This window comes from Leifsonia sp. EB34, assembly GCF_041260585.1.
Classification (GTDB): Bacteria; Actinomycetota; Actinomycetes; order Actinomycetales; family Microbacteriaceae; genus Leifsonia.
This window is the reverse complement of sequence record NZ_JBGCCV010000001.1, coordinates 575,180-596,244: the sequence shown is the minus strand read 5'-3', so window position 1 is coordinate 596,244 and position 21,065 is coordinate 575,180. Positions and strand designations below refer to the sequence as shown.

Annotated in this window: 19 protein-coding genes; 15 read left to right on the top strand and 4 right to left on the bottom strand. The window is 70.3% G+C overall.

What is annotated here, in order from left to right; genetic code table 11:
• Nucleotides 1-6: 6 nt before the first annotated feature.
• Complete coding sequence (locus ABIA36_RS02885; protein ID WP_369960763.1) at nt 7-645, bottom strand: DUF4129 domain-containing protein; 639 nt, start codon at nt 643-645, stop codon at nt 7-9.
• 2 nt (nt 646-647) lie between these two features.
• Nucleotides 648-2,096, bottom strand: coding sequence for a hypothetical protein (locus ABIA36_RS02880; protein WP_369960762.1), 1,449 nt, complete (start codon nt 2,094-2,096; stop codon nt 648-650).
• Nucleotides 2,097-2,326: 230 nt separating this feature from the next.
• Here ABIA36_RS02880 and mtrA point away from each other — a divergent pair, with 230 nt between their 5' ends.
• The 6 genes from mtrA to secA all read left to right on the top strand — a co-directional run bounded on the left by mtrA (nt 2,327) and on the right by secA (nt 11,113).
• The gene (mtrA, locus tag ABIA36_RS02875) at nt 2,327-3,010 is read left to right on the top strand and encodes an MtrAB system response regulator MtrA (RefSeq protein WP_369960761.1); all 684 of its coding nucleotides are present in this window, start codon (nt 2,327-2,329) and stop codon (nt 3,008-3,010) included.
• A 13-nt stretch (nt 3,011-3,023) separates the two neighbouring features.
• A complete protein-coding gene (gene mtrB / locus ABIA36_RS02870) occupies nt 3,024-4,715 on the top strand; it encodes an MtrAB system histidine kinase MtrB (RefSeq protein ID WP_369960760.1) in 1,692 nt (563 codons plus the stop codon).
• Nucleotides 4,712-6,406 carry an LpqB family beta-propeller domain-containing protein gene (locus tag ABIA36_RS02865; RefSeq protein WP_369960759.1) on the top strand — a complete coding sequence of 565 codons (1,695 nt, stop codon included), beginning with the start codon at nt 4,712-4,714 and terminating at the stop codon, nt 6,404-6,406. The genes mtrB and ABIA36_RS02865 overlap by 4 nt, the downstream gene beginning before the upstream one ends.
• Before the next feature lie 112 nt (nt 6,407-6,518).
• Nucleotides 6,519-7,214 (top strand): ComF family protein, encoded by a 696-nt coding sequence (locus ABIA36_RS02860; RefSeq protein WP_369960758.1) that lies wholly within the window; start codon nt 6,519-6,521, stop codon nt 7,212-7,214.
• A 165-nt stretch (nt 7,215-7,379) separates the two neighbouring features.
• Nucleotides 7,380-8,081 carry a ribosome hibernation-promoting factor, HPF/YfiA family gene (gene hpf, locus ABIA36_RS02855; RefSeq protein WP_369960757.1) on the top strand — a complete coding sequence of 234 codons (702 nt, stop codon included), beginning with the start codon at nt 7,380-7,382 and terminating at the stop codon, nt 8,079-8,081.
• Between the two features lie 227 nt (nt 8,082-8,308).
• The gene (gene secA, locus ABIA36_RS02850; RefSeq protein WP_369960756.1) at nt 8,309-11,113 is read left to right on the top strand and encodes a preprotein translocase subunit SecA; all 2,805 of its coding nucleotides are present in this window, start codon (nt 8,309-8,311) and stop codon (nt 11,111-11,113) included.
• 77 nt (nt 11,114-11,190) lie between these two features.
• Here the strand turns inward: secA and ABIA36_RS02845 are convergent, their stop codons facing one another.
• Nucleotides 11,191-11,736 (bottom strand): Rv3235 family protein, encoded by a 546-nt coding sequence (locus ABIA36_RS02845; protein WP_369960755.1) that lies wholly within the window; start codon nt 11,734-11,736, stop codon nt 11,191-11,193.
• A 162-nt stretch (nt 11,737-11,898) separates the two neighbouring features.
• On the opposite strand from ABIA36_RS02845, the gene ABIA36_RS02840 reads away from it, so the two are divergent.
• Together ABIA36_RS02840 and ABIA36_RS02835 are read left to right on the top strand one after the other, a co-directional pair.
• Entirely contained in the window at nt 11,899-13,392 is a 1,494-nt protein-coding gene (locus ABIA36_RS02840; RefSeq protein ID WP_369960754.1) for a sensor histidine kinase, read from the top strand.
• 97 nt (nt 13,393-13,489) lie between these two features.
• A complete protein-coding gene (locus tag ABIA36_RS02835) occupies nt 13,490-14,137 on the top strand; it encodes a TMEM175 family protein (protein WP_369960753.1) in 648 nt (215 codons plus the stop codon).
• Between the two features lie 123 nt (nt 14,138-14,260).
• Here the strand turns inward: ABIA36_RS02835 and ABIA36_RS02830 are convergent, their stop codons facing one another.
• Nucleotides 14,261-14,509 carry a WhiB family transcriptional regulator gene (locus ABIA36_RS02830; protein ID WP_018190103.1) on the bottom strand — a complete coding sequence of 83 codons (249 nt, stop codon included), beginning with the start codon at nt 14,507-14,509 and terminating at the stop codon, nt 14,261-14,263.
• Between the two features lie 227 nt (nt 14,510-14,736).
• On the opposite strand from ABIA36_RS02830, the gene ABIA36_RS02825 reads away from it, so the two are divergent.
• The 7 genes from ABIA36_RS02825 to ABIA36_RS02795 all read left to right on the top strand — a co-directional run bounded on the left by ABIA36_RS02825 (nt 14,737) and on the right by ABIA36_RS02795 (nt 21,056).
• The gene (locus ABIA36_RS02825; RefSeq protein ID WP_369960752.1) at nt 14,737-15,210 is read left to right on the top strand and encodes a hypothetical protein; all 474 of its coding nucleotides are present in this window, start codon (nt 14,737-14,739) and stop codon (nt 15,208-15,210) included.
• Nucleotides 15,211-15,246: 36 nt separating this feature from the next.
• On the top strand, nt 15,247-16,002 hold the full coding sequence (locus ABIA36_RS02820; protein WP_369960751.1) for a DUF1684 domain-containing protein: 756 nt from the start codon (nt 15,247-15,249) through the stop codon (nt 16,000-16,002).
• A 76-nt stretch (nt 16,003-16,078) separates the two neighbouring features.
• Nucleotides 16,079-17,578 (top strand): ABC transporter substrate-binding protein, encoded by a 1,500-nt coding sequence (locus tag ABIA36_RS02815; RefSeq protein ID WP_369960750.1) that lies wholly within the window; start codon nt 16,079-16,081, stop codon nt 17,576-17,578.
• A 94-nt stretch (nt 17,579-17,672) separates the two neighbouring features.
• Nucleotides 17,673-18,635 (top strand): ABC transporter permease, encoded by a 963-nt coding sequence (locus tag ABIA36_RS02810; protein ID WP_369960749.1) that lies wholly within the window; start codon nt 17,673-17,675, stop codon nt 18,633-18,635.
• On the top strand, nt 18,632-19,510 hold the full coding sequence (locus tag ABIA36_RS02805; protein ID WP_369960748.1) for an ABC transporter permease: 879 nt from the start codon (nt 18,632-18,634) through the stop codon (nt 19,508-19,510). The genes ABIA36_RS02810 and ABIA36_RS02805 overlap by 4 nt, the downstream gene beginning before the upstream one ends.
• On the top strand, nt 19,507-20,295 hold the full coding sequence (locus tag ABIA36_RS02800) for an ATP-binding cassette domain-containing protein (RefSeq protein WP_369960747.1): 789 nt from the start codon (nt 19,507-19,509) through the stop codon (nt 20,293-20,295). The genes ABIA36_RS02805 and ABIA36_RS02800 overlap by 4 nt, the downstream gene beginning before the upstream one ends.
• Nucleotides 20,292-21,056, top strand: coding sequence for an ABC transporter ATP-binding protein (locus tag ABIA36_RS02795; protein WP_369960746.1), 765 nt, complete (start codon nt 20,292-20,294; stop codon nt 21,054-21,056). Before ABIA36_RS02800 ends, ABIA36_RS02795 begins: the two co-directional genes overlap by 4 nt.
• Nucleotides 21,057-21,065: the final 9 nt, after the last annotated feature.

The following is a 21,065-nucleotide window of genomic DNA, read 5'->3' as shown; positions in this document are numbered from 1 at the left end:
TTCCGGTCATACGCCCACGGCCTCCTGAGCCGGCCGCAGCCGCTGGAGTCGCCCGTCGAGGTCGAGGAGGTGCCGGTAGCCGGCCTCGGAGCCCGGCCGGTCGAGGTAGCGCACCTCGTCGAAGGTCCGCGCGGCCTGGCGCAGCTCGGCCGCCTCCACGGGCGCCGCGCGGGCGGCCCGGGCGGCGAACTCGGTCGCGGTGGTGCCGGGCCGGACGTCCACCAGGGTGCGCTCGTCGAGCGCGGCCGCGATGGCGCGGAACTGCTCCTCGATCGCGAGCGGCCAGTCCTCCGCGCGGGCGGCGTCGGCCGCCGACCGGCGCAGTTCGTCCGCCGAGCGGGCGTCGCCTGCGCCGAACAGCGCGCGCGGGGCGGAAGCCGCCCGCCGGTTCACCCGGGGCCGGCCCCACACGATGAACGCGACGACGACGATGGCCACCACGATCAGCACGACCACGACGAGCAGCACCGGCGCGGCCTTCCCCGTCGGTCCGCCCAGCAGCGACGCGAGCCAGTCCTGCACCGCCTTGGAGGCGATGTCGAACCAGGTCGGCTTCGCGGTCTGGTACTCCGGCTTGGCGAGCTCGTTGCGGATCCAGTCCTGCGCCTGCGGCGAGCTCGGATCGACCGGGATGTCGAGGCGCACGCTCAGGCGCCCGGCCAGGTCGCGTTCGGGGCGCTCGCTCCCGGCGCCGGTTGCGCGAACGGATCGGGCAGCTCCTGACCGGTCTGCCTGGCCTCCACGAAGCGCACGAGCTCCAGGTCGAGGCCCTCCTTGCGCATCCGCAGGTCGATGTAGATGAGGCCGATGGCGCCCCACTGGACGACGCTGCCGATGGCGCCCACGATCGCGCCCACGATGGCCGACAGTCCGTTCACCCCGAGCTGGCCGACGATGACCTGACTGTACGAGTTCGGGTTGGCGGAGCTGAGCGAGGTCGGCGCGAAGATGCCGCCCAGCATCCCGCCGATGATCGCGAACGGGACGGAGATGACCTGGGTCACGGCCCAGATGATCAGCCAGAGCAGGACGATCACCCCGAACGTGCGCCAGAAGTAGCCGGTCGTGAGCCGCCAGGAGCGCGCGATGGCGGAGCGGAACGGGAGGCGTTCGATGACGAGCGCGCTCGGCACGATCGAGAGCTTGGTGTACAGCCAGATGAAGACGGCGAGCAGGCCGAGGCCCCCGCCGAGCCCCACCAGGACCGCGCCGATCACACCGGCCGTGCCGCCGAGCATCGCGAGGGCGACGATGATGGAGACCACGAGTGCGAGGGCGACCAGCCAGAACAGCGACCACAGGAACGTCCAGCCCACCAGGGCGCCGAACCGGGGGCGGATGAGCCGCCAGAGCGCGCGCAGGGTCAGCTTCTCGCCGAGCGTCTCGCGTGACACCTCGGCGACGATGATGCCCTGGAGCAGCGCGCCGAAGATCCCCGAGATGACGACGACGAGCACTCCGAGCACGATGCTGCCGCCCACCGCGCCTGCGGTGATGGTGCCGCGGTCGGCGGCGCTCGCCGTCTCGACCCGCGAGAAGAGGAGGTACACACCGCCGAAGAGGACGGCGGTGACGACGATGGCCGGGACCCCCTGGAGCAGGAGGGCCGCGCCGACCGTGATCTTGGGGTTGCGCCGCAGCGCCTGGAACGGCGCGCCGAGCAGGGTGCCGAATGACAGCGGCCGCAGGGGGATCAGTCCCGGCTTGGGCGGTGGAGCCCACCCCGGCTGAGCGCCCGAGGCGTCGTACGGCTGCTGCCAGGACTGCTGCTGCCAGGCCTGCTGCTGCCAGGCCTGCTGCTGGTCATACGGATAGCCGGGCTGCTGCGGGTACCCCGGCTGCGGGTACCCCGGCTGCTGCGGATACCCCGCCTGCTGAGCGTAGCCGGGCTGCTGCGGGTACGGCTGCTGCGGGTACCCCTGCTGCGGGTACCCCGGCTGCTGCGGCTGCCCCGGCGCGTACTCCCCGTACCGCGGCTGCTCCGGCGCAGGCCCACCCGCCTGCTGCCCCGCGGACGTGGAGCCGTCGGCCCGCGCGCCCTGGCCGTCCGGATCCTCGGACTCCCCGGGTGCCCGCCAGCTCTGGTCGTCGCTCACGCCGTGCCTCTCATCCCCCGTCTGATGCGGTGCTCCCATGCTGGCACATCCGCCGTCCCGGCGATGCCCCGTGCTCAGGGCACGTGGACAACCCGTTTCTCCACAGTCCCGACGTGCCCACAGCCCGCGTCGGGCCGGCATACAAGGCGCATGCAGCGTCCTCGACTACGCTTGACCCGTTACTGCTGCGGCGCGCGCCGCCCGAGAGGGGTTCAGGGGATTCTTCGGACATGACTAGTCGCATCCTGGTGGTCGACGACGACACCGCCCTCGCCGAGATGATCGGCATCGTGCTCCGCACCGAGGGATTCGACCCCGTGTTCTGCGAGGACGGCGCGCAGGCGCTCGACATCTTCCGGGCCGCCAATCCCGACCTCGTCCTCCTCGACCTCATGCTGCCTGGCCTCGACGGCATCGAAGTGTGCGGCCGCATCCGCGCCGAGTCCGGCACGCCCGTCATCATGCTGACGGCCAAGTCCGACACCGCCGACGTCGTCAAGGGCCTGGAGTCCGGCGCCGACGACTACATGGTCAAGCCGTTCAACCCCAAGGAGCTGGTCGCCCGCATCCGCACCCGGCTGCGCCCGGCCCCGACCAGCCCGCCCGCCGAGCAGCTCCGCGTCGGCGACCTCGTCGTCGACGTCGCCGGCCACGAGGTGCGGCGCGGCGACGGCCGCATCGCGCTCACCCCGCTCGAGTTCGACCTCCTGCTCGCCCTGGCCTCCAAGCCGCAGCAGGTGTTCACCCGCGAGATGCTGCTGGAGCAGGTCTGGGGATACCACTACAAGGCCGACACCCGGCTGGTGAACGTGCACGTCCAGCGCCTGCGCGCCAAGGTGGAGCAGGACCCGGACAACCCCAAGATCGTCATGACCGTGCGCGGGGTCGGCTACCGCGCCGGCGCGGCGACCTGACCGGAGGGGCGCGATGCGCTTCCGGTGGCCAGACAGGGAGTGGTGGCGGCAGGGGTCGTCCGAACTCGCGCGCCTCTGGCGGCGCTCCCTGCAGCTTCGCACGGTCACGATCACGGTGCTCCTGACCGGCGTCGCGATCCTCGTCACCGGCGTCTACATGGCGCTCAGCATCAGCAACGACCTCTACCAGTCGCGCCTCGACCAAGCGCTCCGCGACTCCAGCCGGGCCACCACCGCCGCCCAGTCGACGCTCAACGCCTCCGACATCTCGTCGGGGGACAGCGGCAGGAACCTGCTCAACTCCACGCTGCAGGCCGTGCAGGCCTCGACCTCCAGCCGGCTGATCGCGGCGTACCGGGTCCCCGGCCAGGACACCAGCATCCTCGCGCCGCCCGACCGCGGCAGCCCGGCGCTCAACCCGGTGATCTCGCCGGAGCTGCGCACCGCCGTCGAGAACGGCGGGACCAAGCAGTTCTACCAGTCGGTCGCGCTGCCGGCGACCTCCGACTCCACGGACCCCGGCATCGTCGTGGGCACGCAGCTCACCCTCCCGTCGTACGGCCGTTACGAGCTCTACATCGGCTACAACCTGAGCGACTCCGAGAACACCCTGCTGTTCGTCCAGAACACGCTGCTTCTCGCCGGGCTGGCGCTGATCGTGCTGATCGGCGCGATCACCTGGCTGATCGTGCGCTTCGTGGTCGAGCCGATCCGGGTCGCCGCCCGGACCAGCGAACGGCTCGCCGCCGGCGACCTCGCGGTGCGCATCCCGGAGAAGGGCGAGGACGTGTTCGCGTCGCTGGCCCGCTCGTTCAACGGGATGGCGGACAGCATGCAGAGCCAGATCAACCAGCTCGCGACGCTGTCCCAGCTCCAGCAGCGGTTCGTGTCCGACGTCTCGCACGAGCTGCGCACGCCGCTGACCACCATCCGGCTGGCCGGCGACGTGATCTACGACCAGCGCGGCTCCTTCCCGCCCGCGACCTCCCGTACGGCCGAGCTGCTGCACACCCAGATCGAGCGGTTCGACCGGCTCCTCTCGGACCTCCTGGAGATTAGCCGCTACGACGCCGGCTCCGTCGTGCTCGACCCGGAGCCCACGAACCTGGTGCGGCTGGCGGAGGAGGTCGTCGACGAGCTGCGCACGCTCGCCGAGCAGAACGGCACCGAGCTCCGGCTGGAGGCTCCAGGCGGCTACTTCGACGTGGAGATGGACCCACGGCGCATCCGCCGCGTGGTGCGCAACCTCATCGGCAACGCGATCGAGCACGGCGAGGGCGCGCCGGTGGTCATCAGCGTCGACAGCAACGAGACCGCGGTCGCCCTCGCGGTCCGCGACTACGGCATCGGCATGAGCCAGCAGGACGTCAACCACGTCTTCGACCGGTTCTGGCGCGCCGACCCGTCCCGCAAGCGCACGCTCGGAGGCACCGGGCTCGGGCTCGCGATCTCCCTGGAGGACGCCACCCTCCACGCGGGCTGGCTGCAGGTCTGGTCGATGCCGGGCCAGGGCTCCTGCTTCCGGCTCACCCTGCCGCGCTTCACGGGCAAAGGCATCATCGCCTCCCCGCTGCCGTTGCCGCCCCTCGATGCCGGGACGAAGCCGGCGCACCCCGAGAAGGCGGCGGCCGACGACGGCGCGTTCGACCGCGGGGCCGGGAACCTCGACCCCGCGCCGCGGCCCGGAAGCGAGGCCCGCGCATGATCCGGAGGACGTCCCGCAGCCTCGGCGCCGCGCTCGCCCTGGGGCTCGCGCTGGTCCTGGCGGCGTGCGCGAGCATCCCCGACAGCGGTCCCGTGCGCCAGGGCGGTCCCGTCGCGCAGGTCAACGACCAGCTCGACCTCGACTTCAACCCGTCCCCGCCCGAGAACGGCGCGACGCCGCAGCGGATCGTGCAGGGCTTCATCGACGCCGCCTCGAGCCCGAAGAACAATTTCGCGATCGCCCGGGAGTACCTCACCCGGTCGACCGCGGCCTCCTGGAATCCGGACGAGTCGGTCACCGTGGACGACGGCCGCAGCCGCACCTTCGACCACAGCGGCAACCAGTGGTCGGTCGACGTCAGCCCGGTCGCCAACGTGGACAGCGCCGGGACGTATCACCCGGTGGCGAGCAAGGCGCCGGTCGGGCTCAGCTACGAGGTCGCCAAGGAGAACGGCCAGTGGCGCATCTCCGTGGCGCCGGACGGGGTGGTCATCGACGACCCGACCTTCCGGGCCGTCTACAGCCAGCAGACGCTCTACTTCTACAACTCCGACTACTCCTACCTGGTGCCGGACGCGCGCTGGTTCCCCGCCCGCGTCGCCACGGCGGCCACGCGGGTGACGAGCGCCGTGCTCGCAGGTCCGGCCAAGTGGCTCAGCGGCGCGGTGATCAGCGCGTTCCCGCAAGGCACGCAGCTCGCTCTCCCCGCTGTCACGACGTCGAACGGCGCCGCGCACGTCGACCTCAGCTCGGAGGCCAGTCAGGCGAACCAGCTCCAACTGCAGAGGATGCAGCTCCAGCTCGAGCAGAGCCTGGGGTCGCTGGCATCGTCCGTCCAGCTCTCGATCGAGGGGAACCAGCAGCAGGTGCCGCCCCTGCCGGACGGGTCTGTGCCCCTGCAGGACCCGCCGGTGGACTCGCACGCGGTGGTCTACCGCGGCGAGTCGTTCGGTCTCCTCAACGGCTCAACCATCACCCCGCTGAGCGGGCTCAGCGACAAGGTCGTGGCCCTCGCGCCCTCGGCGGCGACCGTGAACGCCGCGCGCGACGAGGTCGCGGTGCTCTCGCGCGGCACCGCCGTGCTGGTGCGGAAATCCGGCGATCCCGTGCACGTCGACCTGCGCCCGGGGCTCATCGCGCCGGCGCTGGACAACCAAGGCTGGCTCTGGAGCGTTCCGGCGAACGCCCCGGACGCGCTCCAGGTCGCCAGTGCCACCGGGCAGCCGCACCCGGTGAAGGTGGACTGGCCCGGCGCCGTCGGCATCGTGGCACTCGCCGTCTCCCGGGACGGGACGCGGGTCGTGGCCATCATTCGCACGGCGGTCGGCTACTCGGTGGTCGCGGCCGGCGTCGTCCGCGGCTCTGACGGCCTGCCGACGTCCATCACGACGCCGATCCAGCTCAGCGTGGGCGACGGCGTCCCGACCTCGATCGCGTGGACGGGGGAGCTCTCGGTCGTGGTGCTCAGCTCGACCAACGGCGACGCGACCGGGATCGCCGAGCAGAACATCGGAGGCACCACGGCGACCACCACGGGCCCGGCGGCCGGGCGGACCATCGTGGGCGCCGGCGGCCTGTCCCGGTATCTGGTGCTCGCGGGGGACGGGACGCTGCAGGCCCCCACCGGCAGCGGATGGCAGACGCAGGCGGACAAGGTCGGCGCGGTCGCGGTGCAGCTCGGACAACCCTGACCTCTCCTCGTGAGGGAGGGTTCCTTCCTCCACAGACAACGGTGCTCGACGACTTGTCCACGGATCGCGTCGTCGCGGCCCGCCCGCGTGCCGCCGCGGCGAGGCTGGACGCATGACGATCACAGGAATCCCTTCCCGCCCCGACCTCCGCTCGACCCTCCGCGCGACCATCCGCGACGCCGTCCTGGACGCCGCCGCCGTGCTGCTCCCGGTGAGCTGCGCGGGATGCTCCGCGCCCGACCGGTCGCTCTGCGCCGGCTGCGTACAGGCCCTGGCGCCGGAGGTGCGGCGCCACACCGTGCGCGGCGTCGCCGTCTGGTCGGCACTGGACTACGACGACGTGCCGCGCACGGTGCTGCTCGCGTACAAGGACGGCGGCCGGGTGGACGCGGCGCGCGCGCTGGCCGGTGCGCTGCGTCCCGCGCTCGCCGCAGCCGCCGGATCGCGCTGGCGCGCTGTCGTTCCGGTCCTGATCCCGTCGACGCGGGCGGCCTGGCGGCGACGCGGCTACCATCCCACCGGGATGGTGCTGGCGCGCACCCGGGCGCTCGCGCCTCCGCTCTGGCACGCCCTCCGGCTCACCCGGCAGACCGCCGACCAGGCCGCGCTCGGGAGCGCCCAGCGCGCCGACAACCGCGCGGGCAGCATGGTCGCGTCCCGGCGGCTGAGCGGACGGAGGTGTGTGATCGTCGACGACATCGTCACGAGCGGGGCCACGATCGCGGAGGCCGCCCGGGCGATCGGGGCCGCCGGCGGCACCGTGGGCGGCGCCGCGACCCTCGCCCGCACGCCGCGTCGCCGACGATGACGGGGCCTCCGCGGCCTCGTCCGCCCGACGCTTTGCGGAATCCTGGAATTCACCCCCTGATCACGGTTCCGTTACGTGCGGGGGAGCACTACGGTGGTCGAAAAGGCGCGAGCGATCCGCCCTTCGTGATCCGGGCGGACATCGCACCGGAACAGGGAGGTCTTCATGGACATCAACATCGTCGGACGCAACCTGGGAATCACTGATCGCTTCCGTGAGTACGCGACAGAGAAGGCCGACAAGGTCGCGCATCTCGCCGAGCGGGCGATCTCCTTCGAGATCAAGGTCAGCAGGCACAACGAGAAGATGGGATCCCAGAATGGCGACGACCGGGTCGAGCTGACCCTGGTCGGGCCGCGAGCCGTGGTCCGGTCCGAAGCGACCGGAACGGACAAGTACGCCGCGTTCGACATCGCGCTCGGGAAGCTTCTCGAACGCGTCAGGAGGGCCAAGGACAGGCGCAAGGTGCATCGCGGGCAGCACCGGCCGACGTCGTTGCGCGAGGCGAGCACCGACGGCTTCAGCGCGGTGGGACTCGCGGCGGCCCCGGTGTCTGTGCTCGACCAGGTGCGCACGGGCAGCGTTCCCGCTGTCTCCGACGAGACGACGGACGCCGTGGAGGCCGAGGAGGAGTACAGCCCCGTCGTGATCCGCCAGAAGGTCTTCGCGAGCATCCCGATGACCGTCGACGACGCCCTCTACTACATGGAGCTCGTGGGTCACGACTTCTATCTGTTCGTTGACCAGGAGACCAAGCGGCCGAGCGTCGTCTACCGCCGCAAGGGCTGGGACTACGGCGTGATCGCCCTCGACGACGATGCCGAGGAGATCCAGGAGGTCGCGACCGCGAGCCGCAAGCTCGGCTAGGCGAGACGCGCCGATGGGGTGCGCCCGGGCGGCGCATGCCATCGGCGTTCCTCTGCCCGGCCCGGCGCCTCGTTCAACGGTCTCCCAGTCGCCTCCCAGGGTGCACGGAACGACCTCCGGGGCGGACCAAGTACGATGTTCTCTAACGTCGGCGGAGTATGCCGTTCGACGTGCGCCCGCCGGGGCGCGGGCACCATCGGCCCGACCGAGCAAAATGGAGTGCATCAGTGGCCTCAGTTCTTGAAAAGGTTCTCCGCGTCGGCGAGGGACGCACCCTCCGCCGCCTGGAGGCGTACGCGAAGGCGGTCAACGCCCTCGAAGACGACTTCAGCGAGCTGACCGACGACGAACTCATGCACGAGACCGTCGAGCTGCGCGAGCGCTACAGCAACGGCGAATCGCTGGACGACCTCCTCCCGGAGGCGTTCGCCGCCGTGCGCGAGGCGTCCAAGCGGACCCTCGGCATGCGCCACTTCGACGTGCAGATCATGGGCGGAGCGGCCCTCCACCTCGGCAACATCGCTGAGATGAAGACCGGTGAGGGCAAGACGTTGGTGGCGACCACCGCCGCCTACCTCAACGCGATCACGAGCCGCGGCGTGCACGTCATCACGGTCAACGACTACCTGGCGAGCTACCAGTCGGAGCTGATGGGCCGCGTCTTCCGCGCCCTCGGCATGACGACCGGCGTCATCCTCTCCGGCCAGACCCCGGAGGAGCGGCGCGAGATGTACGCCGCCGACATCACCTACGGCACGAACAACGAGTTCGGCTTCGACTACCTGCGCGACAACATGGCGTGGCAGGCGAGCGACATGGTCCAGCGCGGCCACTACTTCGCGATCGTGGACGAGGTCGACTCGATCCTCATCGACGAGGCCCGCACCCCGCTCATCATCTCCGGCCCGTCGTCCGGCGAGGCCAACCGCTGGTTCAACGAATTCGCCAGCCTCGCCACCCGACTGACCCCCGACGTCGACTACGAGGTGGACGAGAAGAAGCGCACCGTCGGCGTGCTCGAGCCGGGCATCGAGAAGGTCGAGGACTACCTCGGCATCGACAACCTCTACGAGTCGGCGAACACCCCGCTCATCTCGTTCCTCAACAACGCCATCAAGGCGAACGCCCTGTTCAAGCGCGACAAGGACTACGTCGTGATGAACGGCGAGGTCCTCATCGTCGACGAGCACACCGGCCGCATCCTGGTCGGCCGCCGCTACAACGAGGGCATCCACCAGGCCATCGAGGCCAAGGAGGGCGTGGAGGTCAAGGCCGAGAACCAGACCCTCGCCACCGTCACCCTGCAGAACTACTTCCGCCTCTACAAGAAGCTGTCCGGCATGACCGGTACCGCCGAGACCGAGGCGGCCGAGTTCATGAGCACCTACAAGCTCGGCGTCGTCCCGATCCCGACGAACAAGCCGATGCAGCGCAAGGACCAGCCCGACCTCGTCTACAAGAACGAGAAGGCGAAGTTCGACCAGGTGGTCGAGGACATCGCCAAGCGGCACGAGAAGGGCCAGCCGGTCCTGGTCGGAACCACCAGCGTCGAGAAGAGCGAGTACCTCTCCCGCCTGCTCGCCAAGAAGGGCGTCCGCCACGAGGTCCTGAACGCCAAGAACCACGCGCGCGAGGCCGCGATCGTCGCCCAGGCGGGACGCCTCGGTTCCGTCACTGTCGCCACGAACATGGCCGGCCGCGGCACCGACATCATGCTCGGCGGCAACGCCGAGTTCATCGCGGTCGCCGAGATGAACGCGCGCGGGCTCTCGCCGGTCGAGACCCCGGACGAGTACGAGGAGGCCTGGGAGGGCGTCTTCAACGAGGTCAAGGCCAAGGTCGCCGAGGAGGCAGAGAAGGTCATCGATGCCGGCGGTCTCTACGTGCTCGGCACCGAGCGCCACGAGTCGCGCCGCATCGACAACCAGCTCCGCGGCCGCTCCGGCCGTCAGGGCGACCCGGGCGAGAGCCGGTTCTACCTCTCGCTGACCGACGACCTGATGCGCCTGTTCAACGCTGGCGCCGCCGAGAGCCTGATGGGCCGCACCAGCGTGCCCGACGATATGGCGATCGAGTCGAAGGTGGTCAGCCGCGCCATCCGCAGCGCCCAGTCGCAGGTGGAGGCGCGCAACGCCGAGATCCGCAAGAACGTCCTCAAGTACGACGACGTCCTCAACCGCCAGCGCGAGGCCATCTACAGCGACCGCCGGCACATCCTGGAGGGCGACGACCTGCACGAGCGTGTGCAGAAGTTCCTCACAGACGTGATCGACGACATCCTCGACCAGCACACCGGCGAGGGCAGCGGGGACGACTGGGACTTCGACGCGCTGTGGGCCGAGCTGAAGACGCTCTACCCGGTCGGTGTCTCGATCGACGAGGTCATCGCCGAGGCGGGCAACAAGGGCCGCATCAACCGCGACTTCATGCGCCGCGAGATCATGTCGGACGCCAAGATCGCTTACCAGAAGCGCGAGGAGTCGATCGGCTCCCCGGCGATGCGCGAGCTGGAGCGCCGCGTGGTGCTCTCGGTGATCGACCGCCGCTGGCGCGACCACCTCTACGAGATGGACTACCTCAAGGACGGCATCGGCCTGCGCGCAATGGCCCAGCGCGACCCGCTGGTGGAGTACCAGCGCGAGGGCTACGCCATGTTCCAGCAGATGATGGGCGCCATCCGCGAGGAGACGGTCGGCTTCCTGTTCAACCTGGAGGTGGAGGTCAACCAGGCCCCCGACGAGGTCGCGCCCGCCGTGGCCGCGAAGGGTCTGAACCGCGGCGACACGGAGGCTCCCCTCAGCTACTCGGCCCCAGGCGAGCAGGGCGAGGTCGAGGTGCGCAACCAGCGCGGCCAGCTCGAGAAGGCGGCCACCGACCGGGCGCAGCGTCAGCAGCGCCAGGCGTCACCCGCCCAGTCCGCGCCGCCGGCCCAGGGCGCGTCGCAGCGCGGCGCGTTCGGCCAGCGCGTGGAGGACGGGGACGAGGCTCCCGTGAACCGCGCGGAGCGCCGGGCCCAGGCCAAGAAGCGCTGACCCTCACAGGCTGAGGAAACCAGTACCCCGGACGGCGGGGCGGTCGACGACCGCCCCGCCGTCCGTCGTTCACGCCGCTAGAGCACGGTGATCGCGGTGGCGCGCCAGCGCCTCCGGTGCCGCTCCAGGCGCAGCGCCACTGCCCGCGACCGTGACGGCTGGTGGATCATCACCACCGCCTCCACGACCGAGTCGCCAAGCCGGTTGAGCAGCGGCTCGCCGACCCGGACGCGCGGACGCTTGGCTTCGTCGCCGGTGACCTCCCGGGAACGGGCGGCGATGACCGTGCGGCGCAGGAGCTGGATGAAGACGGAGTCGCTGACCCAGCGGCCGAGCTGATCGAGCGGACGCGCGCCCGCCAGGATCTCGATGACGCAGAGCGCGAGCTTCGCGCAGAGGAGGCGGGCGTCCTCGCCGACCCCCGAGTCGGTCCGCAGGTCGTCGCCCGCGGCGTGCAGCTCGGCGTCGAGCGTCCGCGGCTCGAAGACGGGCCCGTCCGGTGGCGGAGCGGGTACCGGGGTCGGCGCGACCCGCGGCGGCGGCACGAGCCGGAGCGGCGGCCGCGCCGCGTTCGGCCGTTCCATCGCGGGCCGCTCGAGGACGGTGGAGAGGAGTGCGTTCATGCTGGTGGTGCTCGATTCTTTCTCGTCGACGGTGTTCGTCGGTGCGTGGTGAACACTCAATCAGCGCGCCTTACCGGTGGTCCAGGGCCTGAACGCGGGTGTGGACAACCGGTGCCTCGCGGTCTGTCTCTCGTGGGCCCGCGGTCTGTCTATAGTGGGGAGGTGTCGACGCTCAGTGATCTCGTCCATGCCCACGGTCGTTCCTCCGAGGCGGACGTGGAGTGGCTCCACAGCCTCGTCGGCGACTGGCAGCTCCTGGCCGATCTGGCCTTCGCCGACATCGTGCTGTGGGTGCCGACGACGGACGACGACTTCGTCGCGGTGGCGCACGCGCGGCCGTCGAGCGCGGCGACGCTGTTCTATCGCGACTTCGTCGGCCAGCGGATCAAGCCGGAGTGGCGTCAGCAGGTCACGGACGCGTTCCAGACCAAGCAGATCATCGACACCTCCGCTCCCGACTGGTATGAGGAGACTCCGACGCGCGTGCGCGCGGTCCCGGTGATCCGCCGGCTCAACGTCCACTCGCCCGACACGGCCGCCGAGCCGGTCGCCGTCGTCACCCGCCACACCAACCTCAGCGAGGCGCGCACCCCCAGCCGCCAGGAGCTGACCTTCAACGACTGCGCCAACGACCTGTTCGCCATGATCGCGACGGGCGACTTCCCCGACCTGGGCGCCCCCGCTGCGCCGCGCCGGGGCGCCCCGCGCGCCGCGGACGGCCTGATCCGCCTCGACGACACGGGCATCACCACGTTCGCCAGCCCGAACGCGCTGAGCGCCTTCAACCGGATGGGCTTCACCGGGGAGCTGGAGGGCGAGTCGCTGGCGACCGTCACGACCAAGCTCCTCGCCGGCACCATCACGGTGGACGAGTCCCTCCCGCTCGTGGTCACCGGCCGGGCGCCGTGGCGCACCGACATCGAGGCGCGCGGTGTGACGGTGTCGCTGCGCACCATCCCGATCCGCAACCGCGGGGAGCGCGTCGGGGCGATCGTGCTGTGCCGCGACGTGTCGGAGCAGCGGCATCAGGAGCGCGAGCTCATCACCAAGGACGCGACGATCCGCGAGATCCACCACCGGGTGAAGAACAACCTCCAGACGGTCGCGTCGCTGCTGCGCATCCAGGCGCGCCGCACCCACTCGGAGGAGGCGCGGGAGGCCCTGAGCCAGGCGATGCGCCGTGTCGCCGCGATCGCGGTCGTGCACGACACGCTCTCGACGGGCCTCGCCCAGATCGTGGACTTCGACGACGTGTTCGACCGGGTGCTGCTGCTGGTCGCGGAGGTCGCCGCCAGCCACACGACGACGGTGCACCCGAAGAAGTCGGGCACGTTCGGCTCGCTGCCGAGCGAGTACGCGACGCCGCTGGCGCTGGCGCTGACCGAGCTGGTCACGAACGCGGTCGAGCACGGGCTCGCGGGTCGCGAGGGCCAGGTGGAGATCGTGGCCGACCGCACGGAGGACTCGCTGACCGTGAAGGTCGTCGACAACGGCTCCGGCCTCCCGGAAGGCAAGGTCGGCTCGGGCCTCGGCACGCAGATCGTGCGCACCCTGATCCAGGGCGAGCTCGGCGGCGCCATCGACTGGCACACCATGATGGGCCAGGGCACCGAGGTGACCATCGAGGTCCCGCTGCGCTACCTCACCACCGTCTGAGGCGCCGAGGAGAACGCGAACCCTCCGCGAGCCGCGCGATTCGCGGCCATCGACGCCGCGCTCGTCACCTTCTAGGATGACGGCCACGCAGACGAAGGTGGCCACGGTGGCGGAGAACACGAACAGACCGGTCCGGGCGGAGCATCCCCGACGCCGCTACGGCACCGACCGGATGAAAGCCCTCAGCGATGGTGTTTTCGCGTTCGCTATCACCCTGCTGGTGCTGGACCTGGGCGTACCCAGCGGGTCCGGGCGCGATCTGGTGGCCGCGGTCCTGGCCCTGTGGCCGCACTACTTGGCGTACGTGGTCAGCTTCGCCACGATCGGCGCCATCTGGTTGGCGCACAGCGCCATCACGGAACGCCTCGATCACGCGGATTCCGCCCTGATGCGGCTGAATCTCCTGCCTTTGCTGTTCGTGGCCTTCCTCCCGTTCCCGACCGGTTTCCTCGCCGAGTACGTCAACTCCGAGCAACCCGAGCGGATCGCCATCCTCCTGTACGGAGGGGCAGTCGTGCTGCTCATCGTGGCCCTGACGGTGGTGCGCTCCTATGCCGCGAGGGAGGGCCTGCTCACCGGGGACGCCGATGCGGGCGATCTCAACCTCGACCGTCGACTGCTCATCGGGCTCGTAGGCTATCTGGTCCTGATCGGAATCGGCATGATCTTCCCGATCACGGGGGTCTTCGGGTTCCTCGCCCTGGCGATCTTCATCATCGTTCCGCTCCGTGTCCGGAGGACGTGAGAACGCGCGGGGACGACAAAAACGCCGAGGGGCGCTTCCGGACGGTGACGTCTGCTAGGTGTTCGGAAGCGCCGCCTCGGCGGCGATGGTGCTGTGATTCGGGATGTGTCGCTGAGTCGGGGTTCAGGACGCGCGGCGGGCGCGGGCGGCGCGGCGCTTGAGGGCGCGGCGCTCGTCTTCGGAGAGGCCGCCCCAGACGCCGGAGTCCTGACCGGTCTCGAGGGCGTACTGCAGGCAGATCTCGGTAACGGTGCAGCGCGCGCAGACCGCCTTCGCCTTGTCGATCTGGTCGACCGCAGGTCCCGTGTTGCCGACGGGGAAGAACAGCTCGGGGTCTGCGGTCAGGCAGGCGGCTTTGTCGCGCCAATCCATGAAGATATGCTCCTTGTTCGCTGGATGTTTCCTTGGCCCGAGGGGGCCTAGAATGCAGGTAAGCAGCCGCGTTACAGGGTTCGTCAGATCCGTGGGGAATGAGACCTGCCCACCACCCTGTGAGCACTAACTCGGCCTTGAATATGCTCCCATAGCAGTTGATTCGGATCAATAGTTCTGCATGGGATAACGCTGTGAACACAAGCCCGAAACGTCAGGATGCTATAGTGACCGACCCCTCCGAGCCCGGCTTCCCGGGGCCCGATCCGGCGCGCCGGCGGCCCCCGCTGCTGATCGCGCTGGCGGTGATCCTGGCGCTCGAAGCGCTTCTCGTCACCGGCCTCGCGGTCTGGCTGCTGGTCGAGCTTCTCACGACGACCCCCCAGTCGTACAGCACCGCGGTCGCGATCACCGTCCTCGTCGCGCTCGGCGCCGCGTGGCTGATCGCCACGCTCGTCGGCATCCTCCGGCAGCACGCGTGGGCGCGCGCCTCCACGGTCACCATCCAGATCCTGATGATCGCGGTCGCCGTCGGCAGCTTCGAGGGTCTCGTCGGAGGCCGGCCGGACATCGGCTGGGCGCTGGTCGTCCCTGCCGTGGTCGCCGGCGTGCTGGCCCTCGCGCCCTCCGTCGTGCGGTCCACCGCGCGCCCGGACGAGGGCGGCGACGACGCCGATCGCAATACGGCGACACACGAATAGCGTGCGGCCGGGAACAAGGCGCAGACTCGCACTGTTATGGCCAATATCGTGACTGAACTCTCCGCTCCGGCCCTCGCATCCCCGTCCACCATCCAGACCGCCGAGGCCGGCTACGCCGACTGGCGCGCCTGGCGGCTCTCCTCCGTCGCAGCTCCGACCGGCAACCTGGCGCTCATCGAGACGCGCTGGCTCGCGGACGGCGACGAGACCACGCCGGAGCAGGCGCTCGTCGGGCATCCGGAGACGGTGACCGCCACGGAGCTGAGTCGTCGCAACCTCGACACCGGCGCGCCGGAGCGCGGGATCCGCCTCTGGGATGCGGCCTCGCCCGCGATCCGCGCGTTCGAGACGATCGAGGCGTTCCCGTTCGACCCCTCCTGGATCGTGGAGGCCACCTTCACGCCGGTCGGCGACCAGCGCACCATCCCGTTCGAGCACATCCGCGACAACGGCCTCACCCGCGAGCTGGTCGTGCCGGGCGACATCACGTTCTCCCGCGACGGCGTCGACTTCACGCTGAGCGCGTTCGACGACGATGGCACGCTGCTCCTGGTCTTCGGCGACCCGACGAACAGCGACGACGGCCCCGACGGCACCTACGCCTCCGGCCGTTTCCTCTTCGTAACGCGGGAGGGCGACCGCGCCGTCCTCGACTTCAACCGCGCGTTCGTGCCGCCGTGCGGCTTCTCGGACCAGTACAACTGTCCGCTGCCGCCGCGGAACAACCGTTTCCCCGTCCCGGTCACCGCGGGCGAGAAGCGCGTCGTCCTCCGCGACGGCGCCGCGCACTGAGCCTCGGCTCATCCCCGATTCACCCCTTGTTTAACCCCTGCACACCCCCAACTCCACACAGCACAGGAGAACTCCGTTGAGAAAGACCCCCTTGCTCGCCACTATCGCGATCGGAATCGCCGCGTCCCTGGCGCTCGCCGGCTGCTCCGGCGCGTCCTCGTCGTCCTCGGCCGGCACTGACGCGTCCATCGCCGTCGGCTCGCTCTACGAGCCCGTCAACCTGGACAACACCGCCGGCGGCGGCCAGGGCGTGACCGAAGCGCTGAACGGCAACGTCTACGAAGGCCTGTTCAAGCTCACCGACGACGGCAAGGTCCAGCCGCTGCTCGCCACGAAGTACACGACTAGCTCCGACGGCCTCACCTACACGTTCACCCTCCGCGACGGGGTGAAATTCCACTCCGGCAAGCCCGTCACCAGCGAGTCCGTGAAGACGAGCATCGAGCGCGTGCTCGCCACCGACTCCCAGTCGGCCCGCAAGTCGCAGCTCGCCGTGATCTCCGGCATCCAGACCCCGGACGACAAGACCGTGGTCATCTCGCTGAAATCGCGTTCCATCTCGCTGCCGTACAACCTCAGCTACGTCTGGATCTACGGCCCCGGCACCACGAACTACAAGACGGCGGAAGACGGCACCGGCCCGTACACGCTGGGCACCTGGAAGCGCGGCAGCTCGCTGAGCCTCGAGCGCTGGAACGGCTACTGGGGCACGAAGGCGAAGAACAAAGAGGTCGTCTACGACTACTTCACCGACGCCAGCGCCCTCTCCAACGCCCTGGTGACCAACCGGGTCGACATCGTCACCAGCATCCAGAGCCCGGACTCGCTGACCCAGTTCGAGGGCAACAAGAACTACACGATCAGCAACGGCAAGTCGACGACGAAGGAGCTCCTGGCCTTCAACGACAAGGTCGCGCCCTTCAACAACGCTGAAGTCCGCAAGGCGGTCTACTCGGCGATCGACACCAAGAAGCTGCTCAGCTCGATCTGGGGCAAGTACGGCACGCTCATCGGCTCGATGGTCCCGCCGAGCGACCCCTGGTACGAGGACCTCACCAAGGTCAACCCGTACGACACGGCCCTCGCGAAGAAGGAGCTGGCCACGGCCGGCCTCCCGAACGGCTTCACGTTCACCCTCGACACCCCCACCTACGACCCGCACCCCGCGGTGGCGGAGTTCCTGAAGAGCGAGCTCGCCAAGGTCGGCATCACCGTGAACATCAACTCCATCTCGGCCGACCAGTGGTACACCAAGGTGTTCAAGAACCATGACTTCACGGCGACCCTGCAGGAGCACGTGAACGACCGCGACGTCGTCTGGTACGGCAACCCCGACTTCTACTGGGGCTACGACAACCCGCAGGTCACTGCGTGGGTGAACCAGGCCGAGCAGTCCTCCACCACGGCCGAGCAGACCGCGAAGCTGAAGCTCGTCAACCAGCAGATCGCCAAGGACGCCGCCAGCGCATGGCTGTACCTCTACCCGCAGATCGTGGTGGCGTCGAGCTCGGTGAGCGGCTACCCGGTGAACGGGCTGAACTCGCAGTTCTACGCGTACGACATCACGAAGAAGTAAGTAATCCTCCACAGGACAGTCGCCCGAACGACGTGTCCACCGATGCTCGGGAGGCCCGCGACCGGGTCTCCCGAGCATCTACGCTGAAACGACTATGACCTCCTATCTCCTCCGCCGCACCGCGTTCCTCGTGGTGTCCCTGCTGCTGGCGATGGTCGTGCTGTTCTTCCTGCTGCGCGTGCTGCCGGGCGACCCGGCCAACGCCCTGCTGTCGGCCAGCGCGACGCCCGACCAGATCAAGGCGGCGCAGGAGCAGGTGGGCAGCAACCTCCCGCTGCCCGAGCAGTTCGCGAACTGGTTCGGCTCGCTCCTGACGCTGAACCTCGGGCAGTCGTTCATCACGTCGCTCCTGGTCGGCCCGGAGATCGCCTCGCGGCTGGCGGTGACCATCCCACTCACCCTGATGGCGTTCGTGCTCGCGCTCGTCCTGGCGCTCCCGATCGGATTCGTCGCCGCCTGGAAGGCCGACCGCTGGTACGGGCTGGTGCTGTCCGCCTTCTCCCAGCTCGGCATCGCCGTCCCGGTGTTCTGGGTGGGCATCCTGCTCGTCGACGCGTTCGCGGTGAACCTGCGCTGGTTCCCGTCCGGCGGGTTCCCGCGCGACGACTGGGCCGACCCCGGTTCGGTCCTGCAGTCGCTCGCGCTGCCAGTCATCACCATCGCCATCGTGATGAGCGCCTCCATCTCCCGCTACGTGCGCAGCGCGACGCTCGACGTCATCGGCAGCGACTACCTCCGCAACGCCCGCGCCCTCGGCTCCGGCTTCGGGAGGGCGATGTGGCGGCACGGGCTCCGCAACGGCGCCGTGCCGGTCATCTCCATCCTCGGCATCGAGCTGGCCACGACGTTCCTCGGCGCGGTCGTGGTCGAGAGCGTGTTCACCCTTCCGGGGCTGGGCAGCATGCTGCTGCTGGCGATCCAGCAGCACGACTACCCGGACATCCAGGGCATCCTGTTCGTCTCGACCCTGCTGGTGCTGATCGTCGGCTTCCTCGCCGACATCGCGCAGCGGCTGATCGACCCGCGGCTGCGGCAGAGCATCTCGGGCAACCGATGAGCGCGGTCGTGGAGCAGGCGGCGCAGACCGCGCCGGACCCCCGGGAGCGGGCACGGCGTCGCGCGCGGCGCTCGGTGACCCTCGGGATCGGGCTCACCCTGGTGGGCATCGTGGTGATCGTGGCCGCGCTGTCGTTCGTCTGGCTCCCGTTCTCCCAGGGCGACACCTCGGGAGGGCGGCTGCAGCAGCCGGGTGCCGCGCACTGGCTGGGCACCGACATCTTCGGGCATGACCTCACGACGAAGCTCATGATCGGCGCGCGCATCGCGCTGGCCGTCGGCGTCGGCGCCGTCGCGATCGGCGCGGTCATCGGGGTCACGATCGGGATGCTGGCCGCCTTCGCGACGCGCTGGCTCGACGACACCATTTCGGCGGTGCTGGACATCATCATCGCCTTCCCGGTGCTGCTGCTCGCGATGCTGATCGTGGCGGCGCAGGGCGCCTCGCTCGGCACCGCCATCCTGGCCATCGGCCTGGCGATGTCGGCGGTGGTGGCCCGGCTCACCCGCGTGCTCTCCAAACGGGTGCTCGCGCAGCAGTACGTGACGGCGGCGCGCACCTCAGGCACGTCGTGGGGCGGCATCGTGGCGCGCCACGTCCTGCCCAACATCTGGCCGACCCTCGGCGTGAACCTCGCCCTCCAGTTCGGCGTCGCCGTGCTCGCGGAGGCGAGCCTGTCGTACCTCGGCCTGGGCGCGCCGCCGCCCAACGCCTCGTGGGGACGGCTGCTGCAGGAGGCGCAGGGGACCGTCGCCGTCGCTCCGGTCGGCGCGATCGCGCCCGGCGTGGCGCTCGTCGTGCTGGTGGTCGGCGTCAACCTGATCGCGGACGGCCTGCGCGACGTGGCCGACCCGACCCGGAGGAGGTCGCGATGATCCTCGACGTGCAGAACCTCGGCGTGACGGCCCGGGACGGGTCCCCGCTGGTGTCGGACGTGTCCTTCCGGCTCGACGCGGGGGAGCGGCTGAGCCTGATCGGGGAGTCGGGGTCGGGCAAGTCGCTGACCTCGTTCGCGATCACCGGACTCCTGCCCGACGGTCTGACCTCGACCGGCAGCGTGGAGCTCGCCGGCGTCCAGGTGATCGGCGCGAAGGAGCGCACGCTCGTGCCGCTGCGCGGGCGGACCGCGTCGACGGTCTTCCAGGAACCGCTGACCGCCCTCGATCCGCTGATGCGCCTCGGCGCGCAGGTGGCCGAGCCCCTGCGCCGGCACCTCGGGCTGCGCGGCGCCGCGCTGAACGACGCGGTCCACGCGGCGCTGGAGGAGGTGCGCCTCCCCGACCCGGAGCGGATCGCTCGGGCGTACCCGCACGAGATCTCCGGAGGCCAGCGGCAGCGCGTCGCCATCGCCGCGGCGCTCGCATGCCGTCCGCAGCTCCTGATCGCCGACGAGCCGACGACGGCGTTGGACGTGACCGTGCAGGCCGACATCCTGGCGCTGCTGGACTCCCTCGTCGCCGAGCGCGGCATGGCGCTGCTGTTCGTCAGCCACGACCTAGCGGTGGTGTCGCGCATGACCGAGCGCGCCCTGGTGCTGCGCGCCGGCCGGGTGGTCGAGGAGAGCACGATCGAGCGCATCCTGACCTCCCCGACCGATCCTTACACCGCCGAGCTGGTGCGCAGTGCGCGCGAGCTGGACGCCGCCCTGGAGGTGCGATGACCGCCGTCCTCGAGCTCCGCGACGCGGGCTTCCGCTACCGCCGGGCGAGCACCCCGGCACTGGAGGACGTGTCGTTCGCCGTCGAGCCCGGCCGTAGTGTCGGCCTCGTGGGGGAGTCCGGGGCGGGCAAGACCACCCTGCTCTCGCTGCTGCTCGGCCTGACGAGCCCGACCTCCGGGAGCGTGCTGTTCGACGGCAGGCCGCTCGACCGCGGCGACCGCGCGCTGATGCGGGAGTTCCGCCGCAGCGTGCAGACCGTGTTCCAGGACCCGTACTCGTCCCTCGACCCGCGCCAGAGCGTCGGCAGGATCGTCGGCGAGCCGCTCGCCTCGCTGCGGATCGCCTCCGGCGCGGACGCCCGCTCGCGCGTCGCGGAGGCCCTGCGCGCTGTCGCGCTGCCGGAGGACGCGGCCGGCCGCTACCCGCACGAGTTCTCCGGCGGCCAACGCCAGCGCATCGCGATCGCCCGCGCGATCGTCTCCCGCCCGCGCGTCCTCCTCGCCGACGAGCCGGTCAGCGCGCTCGATGTGACCACGCGCATCCAGATCATCGAACTGCTCGGCGAGCTCGCCGCGCAGGAGGGGATGACGGTGGTGATGGTGTCGCACGACCTCAGCGTGGTCGCGACGCTCTGCGAGCAGACGGTGGTGCTGCGGTCCGGACGCGTGGTGGAGCAGGGTCCGACCCGGAACGTGCTGGGTGCACCGCAGGACGCCTACACGCAGCGCCTCATCGCGTCCGTGCCGCGGCTGCCGGCCTGAGCCCGGCGC

Coding starts and splice junctions, on each gene's coding strand:
- mtrA (WP_369960761.1), top strand. CDS start 2,327: ATGACTAGTCGCATCCTGGTGGTCGACGACGACACCGCCCTCGCCGAG.
- mtrB (WP_369960760.1), top strand. CDS start 3,024: ATGCGCTTCCGGTGGCCAGACAGGGAGTGGTGGCGGCAGGGGTCGTCC.
- ABIA36_RS02865 (WP_369960759.1), top strand. CDS start 4,712: ATGATCCGGAGGACGTCCCGCAGCCTCGGCGCCGCGCTCGCCCTGGGG.
- ABIA36_RS02860 (WP_369960758.1), top strand. CDS start 6,519: ATGACGATCACAGGAATCCCTTCCCGCCCCGACCTCCGCTCGACCCTC.
- hpf (WP_369960757.1), top strand. CDS start 7,380: ATGGACATCAACATCGTCGGACGCAACCTGGGAATCACTGATCGCTTC.
- ABIA36_RS02845 (WP_369960755.1), bottom strand. CDS start 11,736: ATGAACGCACTCCTCTCCACCGTCCTCGAGCGGCCCGCGATGGAACGG.
- ABIA36_RS02830 (WP_018190103.1), bottom strand. CDS start 14,509: ATGGATTGGCGCGACAAAGCCGCCTGCCTGACCGCAGACCCCGAGCTG.
- ABIA36_RS02820 (WP_369960751.1), top strand. CDS start 15,247: ATGGCCAATATCGTGACTGAACTCTCCGCTCCGGCCCTCGCATCCCCG.
- ABIA36_RS02810 (WP_369960749.1), top strand. CDS start 17,673: ATGACCTCCTATCTCCTCCGCCGCACCGCGTTCCTCGTGGTGTCCCTG.
- ABIA36_RS02805 (WP_369960748.1), top strand. CDS start 18,632: ATGAGCGCGGTCGTGGAGCAGGCGGCGCAGACCGCGCCGGACCCCCGG.
- ABIA36_RS02800 (WP_369960747.1), top strand. CDS start 19,507: ATGATCCTCGACGTGCAGAACCTCGGCGTGACGGCCCGGGACGGGTCC.
- ABIA36_RS02795 (WP_369960746.1), top strand. CDS start 20,292: ATGACCGCCGTCCTCGAGCTCCGCGACGCGGGCTTCCGCTACCGCCGG.